Here is a 25,765-nt window from a genome sequence, read left to right as displayed (position 1 = left end):
GCACCCATGTGTGAACGAATGACTTTTAAGGGGTAACTTCCGCCGTGATCGTTGACGGATTCTTCATCGCCGGTGCCATCCTGTGCGCCGTGGCCGTGCTGCTGGGCGTGCTGGCCACCATCATCCGCACCTACCCGGATGACTTCGCGCTGGTCGCGGTCGCGCTGCTGGAGGTGTTCCTGGTGGTCTACGGGATCGCCGCGGCCATCCGGCAGGCCGGGGGACAGGCGATCAACGGGGAGCCCTGGGAGTTCTGGGGCTACCTGCTCACCGCGCTGCTGATCCCGGCGCTGGCCTTCGTCTGGGCGGTGACCGACAAATCTCGGTGGTCCAACACCGTGCTGGCGGTCTCCGGGGCCATAGTCTTTGTCATGTTGTACAGGATGGAACAGATTTGGGACGGGGCGTTGCCGGCATGAGCGAGCAAGGAAAGAATCCGGTGAAGCGTTCGCGCATCGTGGATGCGGCGAACCGCAAGGACAGCACCAAGCCGGTGCGCTCCAATGGCGGGCGATCCTCGGGCCTGGGCCGGATCATCATCGCGGTGTACGGGGTGCTGGCGCTCTCGGCCACGGTCCGTGCCGTCTACCAGATCCTGCTGGATTTTGGTGCGGCTCCGCTGGCCTACCTGCTCAGCGCGCTGGCAGGTGCCGTGTACATCGTCGCGACCCTCGCGCTGGCCTCGAAGAAGCCCGGCAGCTGGAGGCTCTCCTGGTACGCGGTGCTCTTTGAGCTGGTCGGGGTGCTGGTGGTGGGAACGCTCAGCTTCGCGCTGCCCGCGCTCTTCGCCCACCCGGCGGTGTGGTCGCACTTCGGTTCCGGCTACGGCTACGTGCCGCTGGTGCTGCCGCTGATCGGCCTGTGGTGGCTGGCCAGGCACAAGATGCCGCAGGCCCGGGAACAAACCGCGGGGAAGTAGCCTTCCAACACGCAGATTCCCCAAGCAAGCAGAGACATGGATGCACCACGAGCCGGGTTTCCCCGCCAATTCGTCAGGGACGAAAGGCGGTAGAAACCCGGCTCGCTTGGGTTGTGAAGGCAGGTGCGTTACTTCTTGCCGAAGAGCCCGCCGAGGATGCCTCCCAGATCCAGTCCTCCGGCACCCTGGCCCGCCTGCTGCTGGCCGGCGGTGTCCCCGCCGCCGAAGAGCCCGCCGAGGATGCCGCCGAGGTCCAGCCCGCCGGGAGCCTGGGTGCCGGAGGAACCCTGGCCGCCGAGCAAGCCGCCGAGCAGTCCGCCCAGGCCCCCGGCGGAGGAGGTGGCCTTCTTGGCCAGGAACGCCATGACCAGCGGGGCCAGGATCGGCAATGCCTTTTGCACCAGGGCACCGAGATCCACCCCGCCGCCGGCGGCTCCGCTGAGCTGGGAGGCGAGGGCAGACTGGTTCTCGCCCAGGGCGTGCTGCACGATCTTTTGCCCGTCGTCGGTGTCCACCGCATCGATGTCGACCCCGCCGTCCAGGAATGTCGCGTCGTGCTGTGCGATGGCCGCGGACAGGGCGTCGGCGCCGTCGGGGGAGGCCGCGTTGTTTTGCAGGCCCGCCAGCAGCGAGGGAAGGGCGGTGGCGGCGGTCGCGCGTGCCGTGTCGGCATCGACCCCCAGCTTCGCCCCGAGCTGGTCCAGCGGGATCATGTTGAGCAGTTCGTTCAGGTCGGCCATCGAGAGCTCCTTGTGATTGGGGGACCGGTGGATTCGGGGCCCTGGGCCCCATCCTATGGCGCACACCACCTCGATGGGCCGCACTGCGGACAAGAATCGGCACTTGGAGTATTTGTCGTCCATAATGGTTATGGCCGTGCTCGAATCGGCCGCCCGGATCACCAGCGAAGGAGCAACGTGCACTATTGGAAAGGCCTCGAAGCCGTACCCCCCGGCATCGGCCCGTCGGTAGTGACCATTGGCAACTTCGACGGGGTCCACCGCGGTCACCGGGAGGTGCTTGCCGCCGTGGTTGCCACGGCCAGGGAGCGCCATGCCAAGGCCGTGGCCATTTCCTTCGACCCGCACCCGGCACAGGTGCACCGCCCCGACGATGCCCCCGAACTGATCATGGGGATCGAGGACCGCATCGAGACGCTCGCCGAGGAGGGCCTCGACGGGTTGCTGATGATCCGCTACACCCTGGATTTCGCCCGGGCCAGCGCCGAGGAATTCGTTGCCAAGGTCATCGTGGGCGCGCTGAACGCCTGCGCCGTGGTCGTGGGCCACGACGTGCGCTTCGGCCGGGAAAATTCCGGGGACTTCAACGTGATGGTCGCCCTGGGCAAGCAGTATGGTTTTGACGTCATTGGCGTCGAGGACGTGGGGGAGCACCGCCGCTGGTCCTCGACCTGGGTGCGCGAGGCGCTGAACCGCGGCGAGGTGGCCACCGCCGCCCAGATCCTGGGGCGCCCGCACCGCATGCGCGGCGAGGTCGTGCACGGGGCCGCGCGCGGCCGCGAGCTGGGCTTCCCCACCGCAAACCTCGACCCCGCGGCCTCCGGCATCATCCCGGCCGACGGCGTGTACGCCGGCTGGCTGGTGGACGAGGCGCAGGTGCGCTGGCCCGCCGCCATTTCCGTGGGCTCCAACCCGACCTTCGAGGGCGTCAGCCGCCAGGTCGAGGCACACGTGATCGACCGTCCCGCCGAGGGCGTGGAAGACTTCGACCTTTACGGCCAGCAAATCATCGTTGAGTTCGTCGAGCACCTGCGCCCGATGGTGGCCTACCGCGGCATCGAGGCGCTCATCGAACAGATGCGTGAGGACGTCGCACGCACCCGGACCGTCTTGCTAGATGCCTGATTCGACCCCGAAAACCGGCGAGCAGGCCCCTCGGCCGGTTCCCGGTTTGCCCGCCCGCGCCTTCACCATGGACGCCAAACGCCGCCGCGAACTGGCCACGGCGTTCAAGGTCGGCGGCGCCCACTATGACGCCGTGCGCCCCAACTACCCTGATGCCGCACTTGCCTTCATGGTCCCCGCGACCACACGCGACGCCGTGGACGTGGGAGCGGGAACCGGGATATTCACCGCACAACTATTGGCCCGCGGGCTGAACGTCACGGCGGTCGAGCCCTCGGCAGACATGCTCGCGGTGCTGCGCGAACGCCTGCCCGAGGTCAAGGCGCAGGAGGGGACCGGGGAAGAGACCGGACTGGAGGATTCCAGCGCGGATGTCATCACCTACGCCCAGGCCTGGCACTGGGTGGACCCGAACGTTGCCAGCACCGAGGCTGCCCGTGTGCTGAAGCCCGGTGGGAAATTATCCCTGGTGTGGAACCAGCTCGATGTCTCGGTGCCCTGGGTGCATCGGCTGGCCCGGATCATGCATGCCGGGGATGTGCACCGGCCGGACTTCGTCCCGCCGGTGGGCCCGGAGTTCCATGCCCCCGAGTCCGGTTCCTGGATCTGGGAGCAGTCGTTGAGCGCCGAGCAGGTCATCGAGTTGGCCAAGTCCCGCAGCTATTACCTGCGTGCCGGGGCGGCGACCCGGGCGCGGGTTGAGCACAACCTGTCCTGGTACCTCTACGACCACCTGGGCCATACGCCGGGGGAGCCGTTCGGGTTGCCGTACCTGACCCACGCGTGGCGGGCGAGGCTGCGCAGCTAGAATCCCGTGGGCCGGCTCCGGCCCGTGCCTCGCCGCGTACGCTGCGAGCGGTGGTGTTCCGAACATCGTCGTTGCGAGCAGCTCGTCGGGACCTTGAATGAGTAGGACATTTTTGGTTGCCTTCGGGGCAATGGCCCTGGCAGGGGCCGTTCTCGTCCTGTCGATTCCCCCTTTGTTTGGCCAGCATCAGCCCTACCGGGAACGGGTCGCCGGGTGGGCAGGTGGACTCTTTGTCGTGCTCGCCGCGGTCGTGGGCTTTCCACGGACCGCTGCTCGGCGCGGGCTCCGGCCGACAGGTACCGGATAGGCGACGCGCGATCCTTCTCCAGGGGCACCGGTGGCCGGGGGCTTCGGATTCCTTGAATTCGGTTCGGTTTCGAGCCGGCGGGAGTGTCTTTCGGCGAGCCGAGATGTTGGTGCTCCGGGTCCTCATGCGTGGCGGTCGAGGGTGCGCCGCCGGGGGCTTGGCACGGGTGGGGATCACCGCCTCATGCGGCCCCGGAGACCCGCCCGGTACCGCGCCTCCACCGATTTCCCGGGCGGCGGCGGAGCATTCCTCCGCCGGAAACGCAGGCTGATGCCCGCGGCAGCGGCTTCGGTGTGATGGCGGTCTCAATCCTTCCGTGTTACCGTGAGTGGACTTCGAGGTTCTGGGCCCGGTCACACCGGTAATTGCCATTTGGGTTCGGGCATATGCACTGATTGATTCCGGCGTTCTTGCACCGGGGGAGAAGGGTCATCATGGGCACCAGCATGAACTCCGGCTTGACGGATGCTTTGATCAAAACCCGAAGGTTTTTTACCAGCAAGGAGGCGGTGTCCCCCGACGGACGCACCCTGCTCAAGGTCGGCGGGCGTAGCGGGGACGCATTCTACCGCGATCGCTGGAGCCACGACAAGGTGGTCCGCTCGACCCATGGGGTGAACTGCACCGGTTCCTGCTCGTGGAACGTGTACGTCAAGGACGGCATCATCACCTGGGAAACCCAGGCCGTCGATTACCCCACCACCGGGCCCGACAAGCCGGAATACGAGCCGCGCGGCTGTCCGCGCGGTGCTTCCTTCTCCTGGTACACCTACTCGCCGACCCGCACGCGTTATCCGTACATCCGCGGGGTGTTGCTGGAGATGTACCGGGAAGCCAAGTCGCGCCTGGTGGACCCGGTGCTGGCCTGGGCGGATGTCACCGAGGACCCGGAACGCGCGCAGCGTTACAAGCAGGCCCGCGGCAAGGGTGGACTGGTGCGTGCCAGCTGGGACGAGGCGGTCGAGATCGTCGCCGCCGCGCATGTGCACACCATCCGCAAGTGGGGGCCGGACCGGGTGGCCGGTTTCTCGCCGATCCCGGCCATGTCGATGGTCTCCCACGCATCCGGGGCCCGGTTCGTGAACCTGATCGGCGGCTCGATGCTGAGCTTCTACGACTGGTACGCCGACATGCCGATCGCCTCCCCGCAGGTTTTCGGCGACCAGACCGATGTGCCCGAATCGGGGGACTGGTGGGACGCCGGATACCTGATGATGTGGGGCTCCAATGTTCCGGTGACCCGGACCCCCGACGCCCACTGGATGACCGAGGCGCGTTACCGGGGGCAAAAAGTGGTCGTGGTGTCTCCCGACTTTGCCGACAGCACCAAGTTCGCCGACGAATGGCTGGCCGCCGAGCCGGGCACGGACGGCGCCCTGGCGATGGCCATGGGGCATGTGATCCTCAAGGAATTCCATGTCGAGCGGCAGACCCCCTACTTCACCGGGTACGTGAAGAAATATACCGACCTGCCGTTCCTGGTCATCCTGGACGAAGCGCAAGACGCGGACGGGGCGCGCACCTTCACCGCCGGAAAATTCCTCACCGCAGAGGACCTGACCACGGAAATCGCCCATGAAGAGGAAAACGCGGCCTTCAAGGCGGTGCTCGTGGATGCGGCGACCGACTCCCTGGTGGTGCCCCCGGGCACCCTGGGCCATCGCTACGGCGAAACGGGCGTGGGCAAGTGGAACCTGGATTTGGGGGACATCGACCCGAGGCTCACGCTGCTCGAGAACGCCGACGAAAACGTGAGTGTGGACATGCCGCGCTTTGACGCCGGGCAGGGCAACATCGGGGTCATCCGCCGAGGGGTTCCGGCACGCCGGGTCGCCGGCCGGCTGGTGACCACCGTTTTTGACTTGCTGCTGGCCCAATACGGGGTGGGACGCCCCGGGCTTCCGGGGCAGTGGCCCACCGGCTACGACGATGCCGACTCCCCGTACACCCCGGCCTGGCAGGAAAAGATCACCGGGGTCCCGGCGGCCGCGGCCGAGCGGATCGGCCGCGAGTTCGCGCAAAATGCGGAGGACTCCAAGGGCCGGTCCATGATCCTGATGGGTGCCGGAACCAACCACTGGTTCCACTCGGACACCATCTACCGCACCTTCTTGACCATGACCACGGTCACCGGATGCCAAGGGGTCAATGGCGGGGGCTGGGCCCACTACGTGGGCCAGGAAAAGGTCCGTCCGCTGACCGGATACACGCAACTGGCCAACGCCCTGGATTGGATGCGCCCGCCGCGGAACATGGTGCAGACCGCTTATTGGTACCTGCACACCGACCAGTTCCGCTACGACCAATTCGGCGCGGACGCGCTCACCGCCCGCACCGGCAAGGGCCAGCTGGCCGGCAAGACGACCGCCGACGTCATCGCCCAGTCCGCGCGCCTGGGCTGGATGCCCTCCTACCCCACCTTTGACCGCAACCCGCTGATCATCGGCGCCCAGGCCCGGGAAAAGGGGCAAACCGCAGCGGACTACGTGGTCGAGGAGCTCAAGGCCGGGCGCCTGGCCTTCGCCGCGGAGGATCCCGACGCCCCGGAGAATTTTCCCCGGGTGCTTTCGCTGTGGCGCTCGAACCTGATCGGTTCCTCGGCCAAGGGCAACGAGTACTTCCTCAACCACCTTCTGGGGGCCTCGCACACCATCACGGCGAAGGAAACGGCCGAGCGTTTCCGGCCCAAGGACGTGAAATGGCACCAGAAGGCACCGATCGGCAAGCTTGACTTGCTGACCACGCTGGATTTCCGGATGACCAGTTCGACCCTGCACTCGGACATCGTGCTGCCGGCGGCAACCTGGTACGAGAAGTACGATCTGTCCACCACGGACATGCACCCGTTCGTGAACTCCTTCAACCCCGCCATCTCCCCGCCCTGGCTCGCGCGCACCGACTGGGATGCCTGGCAGGAGATCGCCCGGGTCTTCAGCAAGCTGGCCGAACGCCACCTGGGCACGCAGACCGACGTGGTCGCCGCGCCGCTGACCCACGACACCCCCGATGCCATGGCAGCCCCGCACGGGAAAGTCAGGGACTGGAAGTACGGCGAGTGCGAGCCCGAACCCGGGGTCACCATGCCCAAGATCATCGAGGTCGAGCGGGACTACACGGCCATCGGAGAAAAGATGCGGTCGGTCGGGCCCCTGCTGGACACCCTGGGCGCCACCACCAAGGGCATCACCTTTGAGCTGGGCCCCGAGATCGAGGAACTGAAGAAGAAGAACGGTGTCGTGCGCGGAGGTGTGGCCCACGGGCGCCCGGACATCCTCAAGGACTTCCAGGCCTGCGAGATGATCCTGATGCTCTCCGGCACCACCAACGGGCGCCTGGCGACCGAGGGCTTCAAGACGCTGGAGAAGCGCACCGGCACCAGGCTGCACGACCTGGCCTCGGAACACGAGGGCAAGCGCATCACCTTTGCCGACACCCAGCGCGGGCCGGTGCCGGTGATCACCTCGCCGGAATGGTCGGGCTCCGAATCCGGGGGCCGGCGGTACTCCCCGTTCACCATCAACGTCGAGCGGCTCAAGCCCTGGCACACGCTCACCGGGCGGATGCACTTCTACCTGGACCACGACTGGATGACCGAACTGGGCGAGTCGCTGCCCACCTTCCGCCCTCCGCTGGACATGACCGCGCTGTTCGATGAACCGCAGATCGGTTCCACATCCTCGGCGGGAGTCACCGTGCGGTACCTGACCCCGCACAACAAATGGTCCATCCACTCCGAGTACCAGGACAACCTGCTGATGCTCTCGCTGTTCCGGGGCGGGCCGGGGATCTGGATGAGCCCGATCGATGCGGCAAAGATCGGGGTGCAGGACAACGAATGGATCGAGGCGGTCAACCGCAACGGCACCGTCACCGCCCGGGCCATCGTCTCGCACCGGATGCCCGAGGGAACCGTGTACATGTACCACTCCCAGGACCGGCTGATCGACATGCCGCTGTCGGAGACCAGCGGCCAGCGCGGCGGCAACCACAACTCGTTGACCCGGCTGATGATCAAGCCCACGCACATGATTGGCGGCTACGCCCAGCAGACCTACGCCTTCAACTACATGGGGCCCACGGGAAACCAACGCGACGAGGTCACCGTGATCCGCCGCCGCAGCCAGAAGGTGGAGTACTGATGCGTGTCATGTCACAGATGGCCATGGTGATGAACCTGGACAAGTGCATCGGCTGCCACACCTGTTCGGTCACCTGCAAGCAGGTCTGGACCAACAGGTCCGGAGCAGAGCACGTCTGGTTCAACAACGTCGAAACCCGGCCCGGGCAGGGATACCCGCGCACCTACGAGGACCAGGACAAGTGGAAGGGCGGCTGGACGCTGACCAAGCGCGGCCGGATCAAGCTCAAGGCCGGGGGGCGGCTGAAGAACCTCATGACCATCTTCGCGGCACCCAACCTGCCGGGCATCAAGGACTACTATGAGCCGTGGACCTACGACTACGACAACCTGACCACCGCCCCGGCCCAGAAGCACATGCCGGTGGCACGGCCCAAGTCGCTGCTGACCGGGCAGGACACCAAGATCACCTGGTCCTCGAACTGGGACGACGACCTGGCCGGGTCGACGCAGAACACGCACAACGACCCGATCCTGAAGCAGGTCGGGGACAAGATCAAGTTCGAATACGAACAGACCTTCATGTTCTACCTGCCGCGCATCTGCGAGCACTGCCTGAACCCCTCCTGTGTGGCTTCCTGCCCCACGGGGGCCATCTACAAGCGCGAGGAAGACGGGATCGTGCTGGTGGACCAGGACCGCTGCCGCGGCTGGCGCCAGTGCGTGGGCGGCTGCCCGTACAAGAAGATGTATTTCAACCACAAGACCGGCAAGGTCGAGAAGTGCACCTTCTGCTACCCGCGCATCGAGATCGGCCAGCCCACCATCTGCTCGGAGACCTGCGTGGGCCGCCTGCGCTACCTCGGGCTGATGCTCTACGATGCCGACAAGGTGCTGGAGGCGGCATCCACGACCGATGAACACGGACTCTATGAGGCCCAGCGCAACGTGTTCCTCGATCCCCGGGATCCGGAGGTCATTCGCGAGGCGAGGCTGGCCGGCATTCCGGACGACTGGGTGGAAGCGGCCCAGCGCTCGCCGATCTGGGCCTTGATCAACGAATACAAGGTGGCCCTGCCGCTGCACCCCGAGTACCGCACGATGCCGATGGTCTGGTACATCCCGCCGCTGTCCCCGGTCGTGGATGCGGTCGGAGAGACCGGGGAAGACCCGGAGCGCAAGGACAACCTGTTTGCCGCCATCGACAAGCTGCGGATCCCGATCGAGTACCTGGCAGGGCTCTTCACCGCGGGGGACACGGTGCCGGTGGACCGGGTGCTGCACAAGCTTGCTGCCATGCGTTCCTACATGCGCGACATCAACATGGGATGGGAACCGGACGAATCCATCGCCGAATCGGTGGGGATGACCGGGCAGCAGATCCGGGACATGTACCGGCTGCTGGCCATCGCCAAGTACGAGGAACGCTACGTGATCCCGGCGGCCCACTACGAGGACGCCCACAAGCTGGAGAACATCGCCACGGACTGCTCGCTGAATGTCGAGGGAGGACCGGGCATGGGAGGCATGGGTGGCATGGATGATTCCTTCGGGTCCGACCCGGGCGGCCAGGGGCCGGATGTCCCGGGCCGCCCCGAACGGGTGCGCATCAACCTGCTGAACTGGAACGGCCAGGGCACGCCCACCGGGTTGTTCCCCGGCACGCCGCCGGCACCGGGAGGCACCTCGTGACGCCCAAGGTGCCGGCCCTGAAATACTCCCCGGAGGAAATCACCGCGGCCTGGCAGTGTGCCTCCATCCTTTTGGACTATCCCGACGAGCAGTTGTTTTCGCGCCTGGACCTGCTCGAGGAGGTCGCGGCGTCCCTGCCGGCCAGGATCGGGACGGGCCTGCTCGAAACGATCCAATACCTGCGCCGGCCCGGGGTGGCGCAGACCCAGAGCCAATACGTTGACACCTTCGACACCCGTCGGCGCGGCTGCCTGTTCCTGACCTATTTCTCCAACGGCGAGACCAGGAAGCGGGGGTTGGCGCTGCTTCGCATCAAGCAGGTCTACGCCCGGGCCGGCCTGGAACTGGCCCCGGAGCAGCTGCCGGACCACCTGTGCGTGGTCCTGGAATTCGGCGCGCTCACCGATGCCAAGGCGGGCCTGAAGATCATCCTGGACAACCGGGCCGGCCTGGAGCTGTTGCGCCTGCACCTGCGCGAGACCGGTTCGCCATGGACCGGGGCCATCGAATCGGTCTGCTCCACCCTGCCGCTGCTCAAGGGCAAGGACCACGAAATCGTGGCGCGGCTGATTGCCGAGGGGCCGGCGGACGAACAGGTCGGACTGGACACCTATGGAATGCCGGATTTGGCACCGATTCAAGGAGGCGTGTGATGGGCAACGGATGGGCAGTGTTCCTGTGGCTGATTTTCCCCTATATCTGCCTGACGGTCTTTGTCTTGGGGCATATCTGGCGGTACCGCTATGACAAGTTCGGGTGGACCTCGCGCTCGAGCCAGATGTACGAGAGCAGCATCCTGCGCTGGGCCAACCCGATGTTCCACTTCGGCATCCTGGCCGTCTTCCTCGGCCATGTCATGGGCCTTGGCATCCCCAAGAGCTGGACGGATGCCTTGGGCATTTCGGATGGGGTCTACCACTTCATGGCAATCTCGGTGGGTGCCATTGCCGGGGTTTTCACCATTGTGGGATTCGTTGGACTGCTCTACCGGCGCCGTTTCACCAAGGCGGTGATGGGGGCAACCACCGTGATGGACAAGATCATGTATCTCATGCTCGGAATCGTGATCCTGGGAGGACTGGTGAACACCGCTTCCGGGGTGGCGGGGGAGTACAACTACCGGGAAGGGGTGTCGATCTGGTTCCGCAGCATCTTCTACTTCAACCCGCAGCCGGAATTGATGGTCGGCGCCCCGCTGAGCTTCCAGTTCCATGCGATTGCCGCCATCGCGCTGTTCGCGCTGTGGCCCTTCACCCGCCTGGTGCACGTGTTCACCGCGCCGGTGGGCTACATCTTCCGGCCCTATATCGTGTATCGCAGCCGTGATGCCCACGAGGGCTCGCGGGCGCACCGGCGCGGCTGGGACAAAGTGGATACGATCCCGCGCCGCCCGAAGTGAGCGGTGCATGGACCATGCCGTGTTTCCGGAATCGGGGCGGCGATTTCAGGGCGTGGACGGTTCCGGTCGCGTTCCACGGAGGTTCCGGCGGCGGAGCAGCCAAGTGGTTGCCGCATGGACCATGGCGAGGGAGGATGCCAGCCAGGCCAGCAGCGCCACCCAGATGATGATCCGGCCAATCTCCACCATGAAGTCCAGGTCCTCGACAGTGCCAAAGAGCATGCTGGCGCTCGCATACATGCCCAGCGGGAAGACAATGCTCCATAGGCTGATTTCATAGCGCAACGGCCGGTGCCGCAGCACGTGCCGCCAGATCCCGAAGAGCAGCAACAGCGGGATCCACCACAGACCCAGGGCCCACAGGATGAAGCTGATTCCGGCGACGGCCGGCGCCGCGGTTTCCAAGATGGGCATCCGTTCGGGCAGCAGCAGGATCCGGGATCCCGCCAGCACCGAGATGGCCGTGGCACCCATGTAGATCCAGTAGGTGGGGCTCAGCGACGCCGGGTCCACGGGGTGGGTGAGCAACCGTATCGTGACAAGGGTGGCGACGATCAGGTATAGCATCACGCCGACTCCCCACAGCCCGACAGCGGCGGCGGCCAGCAGCTCCGATCCGCCCAAGCGGGCCACCATGGCTGCTGCCACGGCAACGGACTGGGTTCCCACCACCCAGAGGAACCAGCTGCCGTTGATTTCCGCGATGATGGGGTTCTTGCGCTCGGCGACAAGCAACTCCGTTGGCAGCGTGTAGTTGAGCACGACCCACACGACGGCACCCACGACGGCCATGGCCATGGCCGTCGTGATCCAGCCGTACATCTCAAATCGCGCGCCAAGCACGTTGGCGGCGGCCACGATCGTGAAGAATCCGAAGGCGCGGCCTGGACTGCGGATATCGCGCGCCACCCTGCCGAATGTCCCGATCAATCGCAGCAGTGTCGCCGCGGCAAGCACGATGCCGGCGAGCACCGCAATGATGAAAAGTACCAACGCCGGCAACGGTGCCCCGTAGAGGTCCAAGCCGGTCGAGACTATTCCGGTGGCCATCACGAAGGAAAAGGAGGCCGGAGGAAGGTTGGCGATCAGACCTCCCGATGGCTTTGCAACACCGGGGATCGGGGCATTGGCGGGGTTGAGCTGTCCTTCGCTGAATTCGTCGGGGGCCAGCATGGCTACGGCACCGGGTCAAGGGAAGGCCGGCGCATGGCGGGGTGAAGCGCATGGTCCTGGTTCCATCCCCGGGGTGCGGGTACCGCCCGGTCTCCGGGACATGGGTGCTTTGGCCTTGGTTCCATGCCCCAACCCTAGGCATCCAAGGGGCCGGTGACCAGAGCTGGCAGGCAAATCGGCAGGAAACATCCTTATCAGCGCACGCAATTGCGTGGTTTGAACAGGTACCTGCAGGCCGCGGTGCATGTGCGTTGCGTCTCGGTGCGTGCCGCCAGGGGCCAAGTTCTTGATAGACTTTTCTGCGGTGCCCGCTGCAGTCCGCGGTTGCGAGCGCACCTGCCGGTGACGGTGTTTTTGAAACGCGGTACAACTCTAGGAGTTATTGTGGCATTAGACGCCGCTATCAAGCAGGAAATCATGAAGGCCTACGCCACCAGCGAAGGCGATACCGGTTCGCCGGAGGTCCAGATTGCCGTGATGTCACGTCGCATCCTGGATCTGACGGAGCACCTGAAGATGCACAAGCATGACCACCACACCCGCCGCGGCCTGATGGCCCTGGTTGGTCGTCGTCGTCGCATGCTTGCGTACCTCAAGGGCACCGACATCGAGCGCTACCGTACGCTGATCGAGCGCCTCGGCCTGCGTCGCTAATTTTTTAGCACTAGGTTTGATTGAGATTCCCCGGTTCCCTTCACAGGGTGCCGGGGAATTTTTTTCCAGTCCCGCGGGCGGCGAACGAGACGGCCATGCCGAGGCCCGTGCCCCGGAACGGCACCCACCTGATCCTGGTTCCGTTGCCCTGGAAAGTACGTGTGGCAAGGCGCGGGCGACATGCCTGGAATCAAGGGGGCAAGTATCGGCCGTGACGGTTTGAAGCTGGTGGGGCCATGGTTGCGCCGCGAACCAATGCCAAGCGCCCTCGCGCCGGGCCGAACCCCCGGGGTTTGGGCTTGGACTACTGCACGGCGTCGGTGGGAGCGGCGCGATGGTCGATGCCTTCCGTAAGTGAGTCGATCCGCTCGAGTGCGGCGTTGAGGTCTGAGACCTTCGCCCAGAGCTCCGGGTGCTGCTCGCGGATCTGGTCCATGGTGTTGCCGTGGGAGGTGAGGCTGGCGAGATCGAAGCTGACGTTGGTGCGTGCTCCGGCGACCGTTGCCCGGAGCGCCCCGAAAGCGACCACGACATCGGCGATGAGCGCCCGGTTGCCGTGGATCGCGAGCCATGCCAGGTCCTCGATCGCTTCGATGGCCCGGATGCCCAGCTCCGCCGAGGCTTTCGCGGCAGCCACGGAGGCCCGGGAGATCGCATCATCCCGGTCGGTTCCGGGCTCCAACCCGAAGGCGGCTCCGAAGGTCCGGGAAGCGGCCGCGTCCTGGTCGGCCAACCGAAGTGCATCCTTGCGCAGTGCTTGGGCTTGCATCCGTACGCGGTGGAGTTCCGCGCGCTCGCCCTCCCCGGGTTCCGTGTAGCCGGCAACCATCGATGCCAAGGATGCGGCAATGGCCAGCATCAGCCCCGTCCCGGCTCCACCGCCCGGCGAGCCCGTGGACTGCGCCAGTGCGCGCGTCCAGTCCTCAACCGTCGAGTCTTGGGTTGTCACCGTGTCCGTATCTTCCATGGCATCCAGTGTGCCGCACATGAGGCGCCTTGGCGTCCGGGCACGTGGACCTCGCCATGTCCGGGGCCCGGCAGGCTGCGGCGCAACGGGACCGGGTCCATCCTCGCTCCCGTCCGTTGGCCGCCGGATGGTACGTACGTCGGCCCGAAGACGGTGTTGGCTTATTACCTGGGACGATCCTCGAACGTTTGGATCGAAGCATCCGCACCGTCCCCGGAGCATCCCCGGGAGGGCTCCGTGGAGGCAAATCGTGGTCTGGTGTGACATTTCTCCCAATGTTCCGTCGCCGGTCGCCGGAGCTTCCAAATGCCTGTATGGTCTTTCGAGTGCATCGCGATCCTGATGCTGAGCGAAGTAACTTCATCCGAACGGAGAAAAGTCATGGGATTCATTGGTTGGATTGTTCTGGGCCTGATTGCCGGTGCGATTGCCAAGGCAATCAAGCCAGGCGAGCAGGGTGGCGGCTGGCTCGCCACGTTGCTGCTCGGCGTAGTTGGTGCCGTTGTTGGTGGCTGGATTGGTTCCGCGTTGTTCAGCGTGGATATCAGCGAATTCTGGTCATTGTCGACGTGGCTGCTGGCTATCGGCGGGTCGTTGATTGTCCTTGTTATCTGGGGATTGTTGACGCGCAAGCGGGCATAGCATTTGCATTTAGAGCAGGTCCCGGCCTTTCGAGGTCGGGACCTGCTTTTATCTGCCCGTGCAGCGTCCGTGCCCATCCCAGCGCGCCCCGTACTGTCTTGCCGCCGGATGTTCCCGCGTATGGTCGTCTTCGATCGCAGCGAGGGTCAGCGTAACGGTCGTTGGCATGGTCTGCGGTAGACGACACCTCTGCGGAATGCTTGCGACCGGGCCTTTCTTCAATTAACGTGGGTGCTCCCGGCAGCGGTTCGCATGCGGGCCAATCGCCGGGATTGTCCCTGTTACATCCAGCGAAGGAGGGCCCCGATGGGTCTCGACGACAAGATTGGCAACAAAGCGCAGGAAGTCGCCGGCAAAGTCAAGGAAGGCGTCGGCGACGCCACCGACAATGAAAGACTGCAGGCGGAAGGAGCCAAGGACCAGGCCGCGGCCAAGGCCAAGCAGGCCGGCGAGCATCTCAAGGATGCTGCCAAGGACGTAACCGGCCACTAGGCCGCCGCCGTCCCCGGCGAGAATTGCTCCCCGTCCGCGGGAACCCGTCCACCGGGGTTCCGCCGACGGGGAGATTTTCCGGTCGCTGACCAGTCAGAAGCGGGCCTGTTGCGCAGACGTGCACGCGGGTATGGCGCTCGTATGGAACACACATACCAGGTCATCGTGGTCGGCGCCGGGTTCGCCGGCATGGCAGCAGCCCGGGAGCTGGGTCGCAAGGGGATCTCGGTGCTCCTTGCCGACGCCAAGGACTATCGCCCGGTCCAGCCCTTGCTCTGGCAAATGGCGGCATCGCAGATCGGGGTTTCGGCGGTGGCCAGGACGCTGCGTTCGGCATTCCGCCGCATGAAGGACGTTCGGGGGCTTACCACCGAGGCGACCGCGCTCGATGCCGCCTCCCGCGCCGTGACCACTGCGGATGGTACCCGCTCCCAGGGGCCGATCCTGGTCATTGCCACTGGCGCCGTTCCAGGCTTCTTCAACACCCCCGGTGCCGAGGAACACGCATACCCGCTGTGCTCGGTGTCCGACCCCGTGCGACTGAGCACCGCGTTGACCCGGACGCTGGAAACGGCGGACCGCGTGCAATCCGGCAGCATGGACGTCGTCGGCGGCGGGCCCACCGGGGTGGAGACCGCGGGCGCGCCGGCCGAGAACATCAAATACATTGTGCCGAAGAATTTCTCTCCGGTCCTCGCCGGCCGCTGCCGGGACCATCTCGTGGACATGGTCCCCAACGTGCTCAACGCCTTTTCCCCGAAGCCCCAGGCCTACGCACGTGACCGGCTGGGGAAGCCCGATGTGCGGCTGCATATGGGCCAAAGCGTGAGCGAGGTCATCCCGAGGGGGTGGCGCTGGCCGACGGAACCGTCATTCCCGCCAGGAGCACGGTGTGGGCAGGCGGCCTGCAGACCGGGAGGATCATCGCCGAGTCGGGCGTGGCGCAGGGCAAGGGCGGACGCATCGACGTTACCGACGAGCTGCGGGCAGCCGGCGTCGAAGGCGTTTCCGTGTTGGGGGACTCGGCCAACATCACCGATGCCGCGGGAGTCAAATTGCCCCAGCTTGCGTCCGTGGCCCGGCAATCCGGGAAATGGGCCGCCCGCAATATCCACGCCGACGTCACCGGTGGCACGCGGCAGCCGTTCGACTGCAGCGACAGGGGCCATATGGCCATGGTCGGCCGGGGAGCGGCGGTGGCCGAACTCGGACGCAGGCGCATCCAGTTGCAGTGCCCGATGGCCTTCGTCTCCTGGCTGGCGGTCCACCTTGCGCGGCTCCCGGGCTTCCGCCAGAAGATCCGCGCCCTGTCCTCCTGGGCCGCCGGCTACCTGGCGCACGGTCCGACCCAGGTGTTTGTGGGCAAACCGGACCAGCGGCATTGCCGGGGAACCGGTCCGCGCGCGTGCCGCACCCGGTGACGGGCCCATGACCGGGAATCCCTGCGGGCGGTAGCCTGCAGGGGGGCTGTTCCCCGGCGGTCGAGGGAGCTGCCGCAGCGAGGCCGGAAGGGAGAGGACAGGTCCCGACGCGGCCCGTGACCACCCGTGGGTGGGCATGCGGGCCATGTCGAGCCCGGTCGGCGGTGTTCCCCTGTCGCCTGGCGGCGGGCAGCATATGCCGGGGGACAATACCGCTGCACTCAGTGTTCGGTGGCTGCCTCGGCTGCCTCGGCTGCCTCGGCTGCCTTCTTGGTGGCCTTTTCCGCGTCCTTTTCGGCACGCAGTGCGTCGGCCTCGTCGTGTTCCTCCGCCTTTTCCTGGTGGATGACCTCGGCCAAGAGCTTCTCCATTTCCTTGGCCACGCGGGCGGCGGAGGCGGGGTTCTGGCCGGTCACCAGGCGTTCGTCCACCACCACGTTTTCCGCCCAGTCTTCGGCCGGCACGTGGGTGGCTCCCTGTTCCTCGAGGCGGTCGGCGAGGAAGAACGGGATGACCTTGTCCTTCCCGGCGGCGACTTCCTCGTCGTTGGTGAAGGCGGCGACCCTTCGGCCCTCGACGAGGCGGAACCCGTTGGACAGTTCCACGTTCACCAATCCGGCCGGTCCGTGGCAGACCGCGCCCACCACGCCGCCTTTGTCATAGACGCTGGCCACGAGGCGCTGCAGGCCTTCGCTGTCCGGGAAGTCCCACATGGTGCCATGTCCTCCCACGAGGTAGAGGGCATCGTATTGTTCGGGGTCGACCACATCGACGCGGGCGGTGTTGTAGAGGCCGGCGCGCGTGGTCTCGTCTTCGGTGAAGGCCACCTGGATGGGATCTTCGGGATCGACCGTGTCGCGCGGGGGCTGGCCGCCCTGGATCGAGGCGAAGTCGACGAAATGTCCGGAATCCTTGAAGACCTTCCAGGGGTGTGCGGCCTCGGCGACGTTGTAGCCGGTCTGCTCTCCCGTATTGCCGATTTCGGAAACGCTGGTCAAAACCATGAGGATTTTCTTCATGAAGTGCTCCTTTCGTCCACTTCCCACCGTAGGCGACTTTCCGACACCCTGCCTACCCCCGTGCTTACCGGCTTGTACCGGTCGCCTCCATCGCCCCGGGCGACCCAGACGTCCGGAACCCCACCGAATGCCTGGCTACGGGTGTGTTGGCGGGGGACCGGAGGCCACAGCGCGCAGCCGCGGTAGCACCATGCCTTCACCCCGGCGCGGGCTGTGGGGGTTCATGGGGGGAGTGCTTGCGTCGGTAGGCGAAGCAGATGGCCAGGAGGACAGCCACGAAGGCGGCCAGGATGGCGATCTTGGTCAGGTCCGCAACGGCCCTGATCGGGAAGACTCCCGCGGGCAGCGTGGCGGCGATGCCCGCGATCCAGGTGACGCGCTGTGGGGTTCCGTGCGTTCGGTCTCGGGGAACCATCCCGGAAGGATTCCGTCGTGGCACAAGCATTGCCGAGCCAGGGCTGGGCGTCTTCTTGATCACGTTTACGCTGAGGTCCCGGGGGAGTGCCCGGCCAAACTCATCCAGATGGAACTGGAGTCGCCGGTGCGGCTCAACGATGACGGCGTCCGCCGGGGGTCCTAGTCACCCTGAGAGAGCCGGTAGTACGCCATTTTGCGGGCGCAGGGATCGAAGGCGCGCTGGAGCTTGAGACCGCAGCCGGTGCCCACGAGTTTGTCAGATGCATGGATTGATAACGAAATTGTAACTTTTACTTGTACCTCGTAGGGTCTTACTTCTGGTTGCATTTGCGCAACCCAGTCCCGATCCGGATCGCACAACCCTACCGGCGGATCGCGGATCAAGAATTTCCGGTAGGGGCGGAGGACCCAATCAACCGTTCCTGGTCTTGGACCATGGATCTCGGGGTGAAGCGGAGTCCGCCTTGACGGGCTCGGCCGAGTTGATCTCATGACTCGAATCCGACAGCTAACTTCGCAGGCGACACATGAGAGGTAATCATTTGACCCAGCAGCAAAATTCCGGGCGCCGCCGCGCGCCCAACCCCGTTGATGCTTCGCCTGCCAACGGTTCCATGGAGCAGATCGTGGACACCGCACCGAACGGCGCAGGCACTTCCCCACGCCCCGGCCGACGCGCATCAAGCGCGGTTCCGGATTCCGCCGAGACTCCTGAAACCCAGCAATACGGGGGCCGCCGCTTTGTGGCAGGCCCGCGCTATGCCGCCTCCCCGGACGCGGCGTCCATCGCCGCCACCGAGATCCCTCCCGCATTTGGTGCACGGCCGGTCGCGCTGGCGATGCCTGCCGAAGCCGACAAGCTGGACCACGTCCTGAAGTCCGCGCCCCGGACCCGGCGCCCTCGACTTGGGTTTGCGCACAAGCTCGCCGCGGTCGCCGCCGTGACCGGCCTGGCATTCGCCGCAGCCCACGCGCAGGAAGCCGAAGAAGTTGTCGCTGCTCCACAGCGCGTCGCCCAGACCACTGTCGCCGATGTCAGCGCCCCGGCCAACGACAAGCTCACGGTCGATCGCGCCTCGGTGACCAGCAAGTACGTCAAGCCGGCACCCGTCACCACCGCTGCCGTGAAAGAAGCCGCCAAGGCAGACAAGCCGGGATCGACCACGACCGCTGCCGGCGGAAACGTCACCGAGCTCCCCGCCGTTGGAGCCTTGGCCCAGCCGGTGGACAGCATCCGGTTGACTTCGCGCTTCGGTTACCGCAAGAACCCGACCGGCGCCGGGTACATGAACCACAACGGCTTGGACTACGCCGTTCCCATGGGAACGCCCGTCAAGGCCAGCGCCTCCGGCACCGTGGTGCAGGCCGCATGGGCCGGCCACTCCGGATACCGCGTGCAGATCGACCACGGCAACGGGCTGGAAACCAGCTACAACCACAACTCGGTCCTGAAGGTCTCCGTGGGTCAAAAGGTCAGGGTTGGCGACGTTGTCGCGCTTTCCGGCAGCACGGGCAACTCGACCGGTCCCCACCTGCACCTCGAGGTCATTGTCAACGGCCAGTGGATCAACCCCGAGAGCCGCCTGTAGCGGCTGTCACCGTTCCGGGTCCGGAATGCGGCTTTTGCCTGCGGCTAATGCTCCGCGGCCCGGTACCAGTGGCCCCGGGAGTGCAGTCCCACCGGGGCCACACGTACCGGTCATGGGCAGGCCCGCCGGGCACGCAGGAAGGGACCGGCCATTGCGGCCGATCCCTTCCTGCCCATCCGAACCGTTCACGCGCCGGCTACGCCCGGCAGGACGGACCCGTCTGGCGCCCGATCAGGCGACGCAGCCCCCGAGGGCTATCTGCCCGTCGATGGCCCGGATCTGGTTCTGGACCGTGCCGAGCTGGTCCTGCAGGCCGATGACGGTTTTCTTCTGCGCTGCAATGGCGTCCTTGTTTGCGCCCTTCTTTGCCTGAAGTGTGCTCAGCTCCGTCTGGGCGTTCGTCACCTGGATGTCGAGCCCGGTCAGCTGCGCCTGCAGGTCCTTCAATTGGTTTTCGGTGGCACTGATTTCGCCGTTGAGCCCGTTGAGCTGTGCCAGCAGCGGAGCCACCCTCGTCTGGAGGTCCAGGATTTCGGCTTCCTTCGTGGCGATCTGGCTGTTGAGCCCGGTCAGGTCCGCCACCAGCTTGTCCATGTCGCCATTGAGGCCCGCGATCTGACCTAGCTTCGCAGCCACCGCGGCGTTGGCATCGGTTACTGCCTTCGCGAGGTCCTGCAGCTGTCCCTGCAGGCCCTGGAGCTCGGCGGCCTTCGTGTCGACGGCGGATTGCGCGGCAGTGCGTGCAGCAGTGGCACCGGCCAGGTCATCCTTCAGCCCGTCGAGGACCAGCTTCTGCGCGGCGATGGCCTCCTTGCTGGCCGCCAGATCCTCGGTCAGCGTCGGCAGTGCCGCCTCGAGGTCCGCCAAAACCTGCTGCTGCGCCGTGACGGCAGCCGCGGCGTCGGCCGCGGCGTCCGCAAGCGTGCCCAGCCCGCCCTGCAGAGCCGCGAGCTCGCCTTGCTTGGCAGTGACAGCACCGTTGGCTTCGGTGGCGGACTCCTGGAGGGCCGGGATTTCGTTCTTGAGGGCGGCGATCTCGGCCTGCTTCGTCGAGACGGCGTCATTGGCGGCGGTCAGGGATGCCTGGAGCAGCGCCGCCTGCTGCTGCAGGGTGCTGCTCTCCTGCTGCTTGGACAGGAGTTGGGAATTGAGGGCATTGACCGCTTTTTGGAGCGTGGCCAGGTCCCCCTGGTACCCGGAAATTGTGGCGTTCTTGCTGCTGATCTGGGTCTCCACTGCGGCCAGCTCGTCCTGCTTGGCCTTCCGCAGCGCCAGCAGACGAGTCTTCTCGGGGCTGTTGCCCTTGATGTCCGAGATCTGCGTGGTGATGTCCTTGATCTCGGCTTCCAGCTGAGTCTTGCCGGCGGCCAGCGCTGCAAGCTCCTGCTGCGCCGTCGCAAGCTGGGCCTGCTTGGCAGTGATTTCGGCGTTCTTCGCAGTGACCTGCTGCTGCAGTTCAGCAATCTCCGCCGTCACGCTGGCGAGCTGGTCGCTGTTGGCCGTGAGGGCCGCGGCAGCGTCGTCGGCGGCGGACCGCAAGGTATCGAGTTGCCCCTGCTCGGTGGCGATCGCCGTGTTCTGGGCCGCGAGTGCATCGGCGGCGTCCTGCGCCGCCGTCTGCAGCGCGGCCAGTTCGCCCTGGGCTGCAGAGATCGCGGCGTTTTGGGCAGCGACAGCAGCCGCGGCGTCGGCTGCATGTCGTTGGACATCGGCCAGCGCCGATTTGGCATCCCCGATCTTGGCCACTTGGGCGTCGAGGTCCGCCTGGGCGGCGGTGCCTGCCCCTTCAAGATCCTGTAGTTCGGCCTCGGCGTCACCGACGGCCTTCTGTGCGTCGCCAACGGCGGCTGCGGCAGCCTCTGCCGTGTCGGAAAGTTCCGTCAGCTCGCGCTCCGCCTGGGCGATCTCGGTCTTTTTCCCCGCAAGCGCTTCTGCTGCCGTTGTTGCGGCGGCCTTGAGTGCTGCTTGTTCGTCCTCCGCGGCGCTGATCTGTGCTTTTTTCGCAGCGATCCGGGCCTCGACGTCCTCGGCGCTGCGCTCCAACTCCGCGGTGTCAGCCTTGGCCTGCGCTTCGGCTTCCTGCAGCGGTGCCAGCTGGTTTTCGGTGGCCAGCTTTTGCGCCTGCAGCTCCTCGAGCGCGCCTTGCGCGGCGAGAACGGCGTCGTTGGTGCTGGCCTGCTCGGCCACAAGCGCGGCGAGGTCCTCACCGGCGGTCTTCAGCTGGGCATCGAGCTCCAGGCCCGCGGCGTCCAGCGCCGAAATGGCTGATTCCGCCTCGGCGATCTGGGCCTTCAGGCTGTCGGCGTTGGCCTGCAGCGCCGTCCGCTCGCCCTGGAGCTTGGCGATGATGTCGGCGTTTTTCTTGGAAGCGGCCTTGAGCAGGTTCTCTTGCACGGTCCCGCGGTGGGCCAACTGGTTCACCACCCCCGTGCAGATCCCTGCGGCTGCGCCGGTGGAACCCGAGGCTGCTGTTGCCTGTGGAGCGAACAGCAGCATGCTGGTCAGGATGCCGGGCACGACAATGGCGGCGGCCAGCCGGCGGGTGAAGGCAGAGTGATTTGACGGATTAGGCATTGAGTCCCCCCAAGGACATAGAAAATGCGGCCCCAATGGCCGAACCGATAGTGCTCACTCTAGGTGGCCGAATCGGTGGTGTCGACCCCAAGCGCGGAAGAAGGCCATCGGGCGATCGGTCCTACCCGATGCCTGGTTTCTGCCACCCGCTTTTCCCCGTTCCGGGTGTGCAAGGTTTTGCTGGAAGGACTGCATGTGTCGGACATGGAGCGGTTTCCTCGCCGAGGCACCGCACCGGCGGCGGCTTGTCGCCTGGGCGTGGCGTCCGCCGTCGCATTTGTGGTCCACAATTAGCAGGTGCGTACCTTTGGTGTTGAAGAAGAATTCCTGATCGTGGACCCCGTCAACGGGGTCCCCCTGCCCCTGTCCGCGGAGGTGATGGACCTCCACGGCGCAAGCATGCGGTTGGCAGGCCCTTCTGCCCGGCAGATGCTCTCCGCAGAGCTGCACCAGGAACAACTCGAAGTCATCACGCACCCGCACAGCAGCCTGGACTCTCTTGCCACGGAGATACTTGAGGGGCGCGCCTACGCCGACTCGCTCGCCCGAAAAGCGGGTGCGAGGATCGTCGCGCTGGCCACCTCTCCGCTGGCGGTCTCGCCCCATCCGACCCGGAACGAACGCTATGACGCCCTGGTGGAAAAGTACGCCCTGACGGCGCGCGAGCAGCTGACCTGTGGGCTCCATGTCCACGTGTCGGTCGTCTCGGATGAGGAGGGCGTAGCCGTCCTGGATCGCATCAGGTCCTGGCTGCCCCCGCTCATGGCGTTGAGCTCGAATTCCCCGTACTGGAACGGCCAGGACAGCGGCTACGCCAGTTTCCGCACCCAGGCGTGGAACCGGTGGTCCTCCGCCGGTCCGATGGAGGTCTTCGGGTCGGCGCGGGCCTACCACGCGCTGGTGGCGGACATATCAGCCACCACAGTGGTCATCAACCCGGATTTTGACGCCCGTCTCTCCGCCCGGCACCCCACCGTCGAGATTCGGGTGTCCGACGTCTGCCTTGATCCCCGGGATACCGTCCTGATCGCAGCCCTGGTGCGGGCCCTGGTGGAGACCGCCGCCCGGGAGTGGGAAGCCGGAGTGGAACCCGACAGGGTTCCAGCCATCGTCCTGCGCCAAGGGGTCTGGATGGCCAGCCGGTGGGGCGTCCGCGGCGACCTGCTCCACCCCGCAACCCACAGGCCGGACACCGCGAGGAATGTAATGTCGGCACTCCTTGACCATGTCCGGGATGCGCTGAACGACTCAGGTGACGCGGCCTACGTCGAAAAAGCCCTGGACAGGATCTTCAACCACGGAACAGGTGCCACCAAGCAGCGGCAATCCTACGAACCAAACGGGCGACTGGAAGACGTCGTCACCGACGCCATCGGTCTGACCCACCAGGAACCCGTGGATCGGCGCACATCCGCGAACGGCTCACCGAGTTGGACATGGAAGCCGTTGGCCGAGGCAGTGGCGTAGCCGCCAAACGAAGATGGCGGTCGTGCACGACGATGACCAGGCCCGGTGCCGTGGATGCCTTCACGGCATCTCCGATCCGGGGGAAAGTGTTCTGGGAGCCAGCGGCATTAATCCGGGGGAGTGCCAAGAAACCGATGTCCGGCACCCGCCTGCACAACCCCGAAAACTTGCGGGGTTGAGCAGGCGGGGAAAGTGACGGGATTCAATTGTCGGATTCGTGGTCGCCGGATGCCGCGGCGGGGGATCGGACACCTGGGCCGCAACGCGGCCTAGGTGTCCGCCTGCGGCAGCACCACGCGTTCGCCGTGCCGGGGGCTGTCCGGGTCCATGAGCGAATGCTTGCGTCCGTAGGTGAAGTAGATGGCCAGGCCGACCACCAGCCAGATGACGAACCTCAGCCAGGTCTCCCAGTGCAGCTGCAGCATCAGGAACCCGGAGGCCAGCATGCCGAAGGCGGGGACCACCGGCATGAAGGGCAGCCGGAAGGTGCGCGGGGCCTCGGGCCTCTTGTAGCGGAAGATGATCACCGACAGGCAGACCACCACGAAGGCGGCCAGGATGCCGATGTTGGTCAAATCCGCGACGGCCTTGATCGGGAAGACTCCCGCCAGCAGCGCGGAGGCGATGCCGGCGATCCAGGTGACGCGCTGCGGGGTTCCGTGGCGGTCGGTCTTGGAGAACCAACCCGGGAGCAGCCCGTCGCGGCTCATGGAGAACCAGACCCGGGTCACTCCGAGCAGGAAGGTCAGCATCACGGTGAGGATGGACAGGACCGCGAACACGGAGATGATCGTGGCGATGACCGGTAGCCCCACGCCGTTGAACGCGGAGGCGAATCCGGCGGTCGGGTCGATGTCCCGGTAGTTCTGCATGCCGGTGAGCACCAGCGTGGCGGCGACGTAGAGCAGCATCGCGATGACCAGCGAGATGATGATGGCCTTGGGCATGTGCTTCTTGCCGTCGGTGGATTCCTCGGCGGCGGTGCTCATGGCGTCGTAGCCGAAGACCGCGAAGAACACCGTCGCGGCTCCGGCCATCACCGGGCCGAACCCGGAAGGCATGAAGGGGTTGTAGTTCCCGGTGTCGATGTAGAAGATGCCCAGGCCGATGATGAACAGGATCAGCACGACCTTGATCGCGACGGCCACCAATTCGAAGCGTCCGAAGGCCTTGGTGCCGCGGGAGAGGATCCAGGTCACCAGGATGCAGACGACGATGGCCGGGATGTTCACGATGCCGCCCCGGCCCTCGTCGGCGGTGGAGGCGGCCCAGTCGGGCATGTTGATGCCGATCCCGGCGAGGAAGGCGGAGAAGTAGCCGGAGATGCCGATGGCCACCACCGCCACGATGGCGATGTACTCCAGCAAGAGGTCCCAGCCGATGAACCAGCCGATGATTTCCCCAAGCGCCACGTAGCCGTAGGTGTAGGCGGAGCCGGCGCGTGGGATCATCCCGGCGAACTCCGCATATGACAGGGCAGCGGCCGCGGATGCCAGTCCGGCGATCAGGAAGGAGATCAGGACGGCGGGACCGACGCCGGGTTCGGTGCCGCTGCCGTGGGCCACCAGTCCGGCCAGGGAGAAGATGCCGACGCCGATGATGCCGCCGACACCGATTGCGGTCAGTTGCCACAGCCCGAGGGACTTGTGCAGGCCGCTGTGTTTGTTCTCTTCCTCGATCTCGTCGATGGGCTTTCGCCGCATGATGGACTGCGATTTGTCTTTGCCGTTCATGAGGGACTCCTGCGTTGACGTGTCCAGCATTTCGGCCGCCCGTGACGCAAGCGGTCTCGTCAACCCAGTATGCGAGCGTGCCCGCCATTTTTGAAGACCCACATTGCAGGCGGACCGGCCGGTATGGGCGAGTGGATACTGTCGATCCCGATCAACCGGGTTGCAGTGCAGCCTCGTTAACGCCTTCGTTGGTGGGCCGGCGTCAATGACTGTGACCGAAGGGGATCCGTTTCCCGGCAATCACACATCGGCCCGCAACGTGGCGCAATCGGACACGACGTGGAGCGGCGAGGGATCCCGCCACTACCGGCCGTCCGATCTGAACCCGAGCTTCATTAGTAAGGGCACCGCACTTAGCCTCGGTAGGCGGGAGCACCGGTGAGCGCTCCTCGGCTATCGTCGCTTCGGGACAATTGACAGGATGTCCGGTCTCAGTATTGTTGGCAACGCTGACGTGGGGTTTTGCCATGTTTAGTGAGACAGATCTGGTCATTTTCGTCTCAATGAAGTTGGCAATTCCGTATTTGGGTTGGGCGACGCAGTTCCCTA

The 25,765-nt window shown here is 65.7% G+C and carries 19 protein-coding genes, 2 pseudogenes and 1 riboswitch; of the genes and pseudogenes, 14 read left to right on the top strand and 7 right to left on the bottom strand.

Translation table 11 applies throughout. The annotated features are described in order from the left end of the window. The first annotated feature begins 44 nt into the window (after positions 1 to 44). Both DQ353_RS02740 and DQ353_RS02735 read left to right on the top strand, forming a co-directional pair. Positions 45 to 419 (top strand): hypothetical protein, encoded by a 375-nt coding sequence (locus DQ353_RS02740; RefSeq protein ID WP_113761268.1) that lies wholly within the window; start codon positions 45 to 47, stop codon positions 417 to 419. Further along, positions 416 to 919 (top strand): hypothetical protein, encoded by a 504-nt coding sequence (locus DQ353_RS02735; protein WP_113761267.1) that lies wholly within the window; start codon positions 416 to 418, stop codon positions 917 to 919. The genes DQ353_RS02740 and DQ353_RS02735 overlap by 4 nt, the downstream gene beginning before the upstream one ends. Positions 920 to 1,047: 128 nt before the next feature. On the opposite strand, the gene DQ353_RS02730 is transcribed toward DQ353_RS02735, so the two are convergent. Next, positions 1,048 to 1,659 carry a DUF937 domain-containing protein gene (locus DQ353_RS02730; protein WP_113761266.1) on the bottom strand — a complete coding sequence of 204 codons (612 nt, stop codon included), beginning with the start codon at positions 1,657 to 1,659 and terminating at the stop codon, positions 1,048 to 1,050. Between the two features lie 177 nt (positions 1,660 to 1,836). Here DQ353_RS02730 and DQ353_RS02725 point away from each other — a divergent pair, with 177 nt between their 5' ends. The 6 genes from DQ353_RS02725 to narI all read left to right on the top strand — a co-directional run bounded on the left by DQ353_RS02725 (position 1,837) and on the right by narI (position 11,068). After that, positions 1,837 to 2,784, top strand: coding sequence for a bifunctional riboflavin kinase/FAD synthetase (locus DQ353_RS02725; protein WP_113761265.1), 948 nt, complete (start codon positions 1,837 to 1,839; stop codon positions 2,782 to 2,784). Then, positions 2,777 to 3,592: a class I SAM-dependent methyltransferase gene (locus tag DQ353_RS02720; RefSeq protein WP_113761264.1), complete on the top strand. Its 816-nt coding sequence runs from the start codon at positions 2,777 to 2,779 to the stop codon at positions 3,590 to 3,592. Before DQ353_RS02725 ends, DQ353_RS02720 begins: the two co-directional genes overlap by 8 nt. 741 nt (positions 3,593 to 4,333) lie before the next feature. Further along, positions 4,334 to 8,038 carry a nitrate reductase subunit alpha gene (locus DQ353_RS02715; protein WP_113761263.1) on the top strand — a complete coding sequence of 1,235 codons (3,705 nt, stop codon included), beginning with the start codon at positions 4,334 to 4,336 and terminating at the stop codon, positions 8,036 to 8,038. Further along, a complete protein-coding gene (gene narH / locus DQ353_RS02710; RefSeq protein ID WP_113761262.1) occupies positions 8,038 to 9,669 on the top strand; it encodes a nitrate reductase subunit beta in 1,632 nt (543 codons plus the stop codon). Before DQ353_RS02715 ends, narH begins: the two co-directional genes overlap by 1 nt. Beyond that, entirely contained in the window at positions 9,666 to 10,322 is a 657-nt protein-coding gene (gene narJ, locus DQ353_RS02705) for a nitrate reductase molybdenum cofactor assembly chaperone (protein ID WP_113761261.1), read from the top strand. Before narH ends, narJ begins: the two co-directional genes overlap by 4 nt. Continuing rightward, positions 10,322 to 11,068 carry a respiratory nitrate reductase subunit gamma gene (gene narI / locus DQ353_RS02700; RefSeq protein ID WP_113761260.1) on the top strand — a complete coding sequence of 249 codons (747 nt, stop codon included), beginning with the start codon at positions 10,322 to 10,324 and terminating at the stop codon, positions 11,066 to 11,068. Before narJ ends, narI begins: the two co-directional genes overlap by 1 nt. Before the next feature lie 45 nt (positions 11,069 to 11,113). Here the strand turns inward: narI and DQ353_RS02695 are convergent, their stop codons facing one another. Beyond that, on the bottom strand, positions 11,114 to 12,241 hold the full coding sequence (locus tag DQ353_RS02695) for a tellurite resistance/C4-dicarboxylate transporter family protein (protein ID WP_113761259.1): 1,128 nt from the start codon (positions 12,239 to 12,241) through the stop codon (positions 11,114 to 11,116). A 384-nt stretch (positions 12,242 to 12,625) separates the two neighbouring features. Here DQ353_RS02695 and rpsO point away from each other — a divergent pair, with 384 nt between their 5' ends. Next, entirely contained in the window at positions 12,626 to 12,895 is a 270-nt protein-coding gene (rpsO, locus tag DQ353_RS02690) for a 30S ribosomal protein S15 (protein WP_113761258.1), read from the top strand. A 304-nt stretch (positions 12,896 to 13,199) separates the two neighbouring features. On the opposite strand, the gene DQ353_RS02685 is transcribed toward rpsO, so the two are convergent. Next, positions 13,200 to 13,862 carry a cyclodeaminase/cyclohydrolase family protein gene (locus DQ353_RS02685; RefSeq protein ID WP_113761555.1) on the bottom strand — a complete coding sequence of 221 codons (663 nt, stop codon included), beginning with the start codon at positions 13,860 to 13,862 and terminating at the stop codon, positions 13,200 to 13,202. Positions 13,863 to 14,243: 381 nt separating this feature from the next. Here DQ353_RS02685 and DQ353_RS02680 point away from each other — a divergent pair, with 381 nt between their 5' ends. From DQ353_RS02680 to DQ353_RS02670, 3 genes and pseudogenes are all read left to right on the top strand, one after another. After that, on the top strand, positions 14,244 to 14,504 hold the full coding sequence (locus DQ353_RS02680) for a GlsB/YeaQ/YmgE family stress response membrane protein (RefSeq protein WP_113761554.1): 261 nt from the start codon (positions 14,244 to 14,246) through the stop codon (positions 14,502 to 14,504). 306 nt (positions 14,505 to 14,810) lie between these two features. After that, positions 14,811 to 14,996, top strand: coding sequence for a CsbD family protein (locus tag DQ353_RS02675; protein ID WP_113761257.1), 186 nt, complete (start codon positions 14,811 to 14,813; stop codon positions 14,994 to 14,996). A gap of 141 nt (positions 14,997 to 15,137) precedes the next feature. Then, a pseudogene (locus tag DQ353_RS02670) lies at positions 15,138 to 16,417 on the top strand (NAD(P)/FAD-dependent oxidoreductase). Positions 16,418 to 16,638: 221 nt separating this feature from the next. Here DQ353_RS02670 and DQ353_RS02665 read toward each other — a convergent pair. Together DQ353_RS02665 and DQ353_RS21535 are read right to left on the bottom strand one after the other, a co-directional pair. After that, positions 16,639 to 17,436: a type 1 glutamine amidotransferase domain-containing protein gene (locus tag DQ353_RS02665; protein ID WP_113761256.1), complete on the bottom strand. Its 798-nt coding sequence runs from the start codon at positions 17,434 to 17,436 to the stop codon at positions 16,639 to 16,641. Positions 17,437 to 17,662: 226 nt separating this feature from the next. Continuing rightward, positions 17,663 to 17,877 (bottom strand): annotated as a pseudogene (locus DQ353_RS21535) (amino acid permease); the annotation flags it as partial. A 340-nt stretch (positions 17,878 to 18,217) separates the two neighbouring features. After that, a riboswitch (cyclic di-AMP (ydaO/yuaA leader) is annotated at positions 18,218 to 18,392 on the top strand. An 87-nt stretch (positions 18,393 to 18,479) separates the two neighbouring features. Between DQ353_RS21535 and DQ353_RS02655 the strand changes: the two are divergent. Then, a complete protein-coding gene (locus tag DQ353_RS02655; RefSeq protein ID WP_286166565.1) occupies positions 18,480 to 19,442 on the top strand; it encodes a M23 family metallopeptidase in 963 nt (320 codons plus the stop codon). Between the two features lie 231 nt (positions 19,443 to 19,673). On the opposite strand, the gene DQ353_RS02650 is transcribed toward DQ353_RS02655, so the two are convergent. Further along, positions 19,674 to 22,016 carry a coiled-coil domain-containing protein gene (locus tag DQ353_RS02650; RefSeq protein ID WP_113761254.1) on the bottom strand — a complete coding sequence of 781 codons (2,343 nt, stop codon included), beginning with the start codon at positions 22,014 to 22,016 and terminating at the stop codon, positions 19,674 to 19,676. Positions 22,017 to 22,313: 297 nt separating this feature from the next. Between DQ353_RS02650 and DQ353_RS02645 the strand changes: the two genes are divergently transcribed. Then, complete coding sequence (locus DQ353_RS02645; RefSeq protein WP_113761253.1) at positions 22,314 to 23,483, top strand: glutamate--cysteine ligase; 1,170 nt, start codon at positions 22,314 to 22,316, stop codon at positions 23,481 to 23,483. A 269-nt stretch (positions 23,484 to 23,752) separates the two neighbouring features. On the opposite strand, the gene DQ353_RS02640 is transcribed toward DQ353_RS02645, so the two are convergent. Beyond that, a complete protein-coding gene (locus tag DQ353_RS02640; protein WP_113761252.1) occupies positions 23,753 to 25,216 on the bottom strand; it encodes an amino acid permease in 1,464 nt (487 codons plus the stop codon). Positions 25,217 to 25,765 lie beyond the last annotated feature (549 nt).

This window comes from Arthrobacter sp. AQ5-05 (genome assembly GCF_003287975.1).
GTDB lineage: Bacteria > Actinomycetota > Actinomycetes > Actinomycetales > Micrococcaceae > Paeniglutamicibacter.
This window is presented reverse-complemented; position numbering and strand designations above follow the sequence as displayed.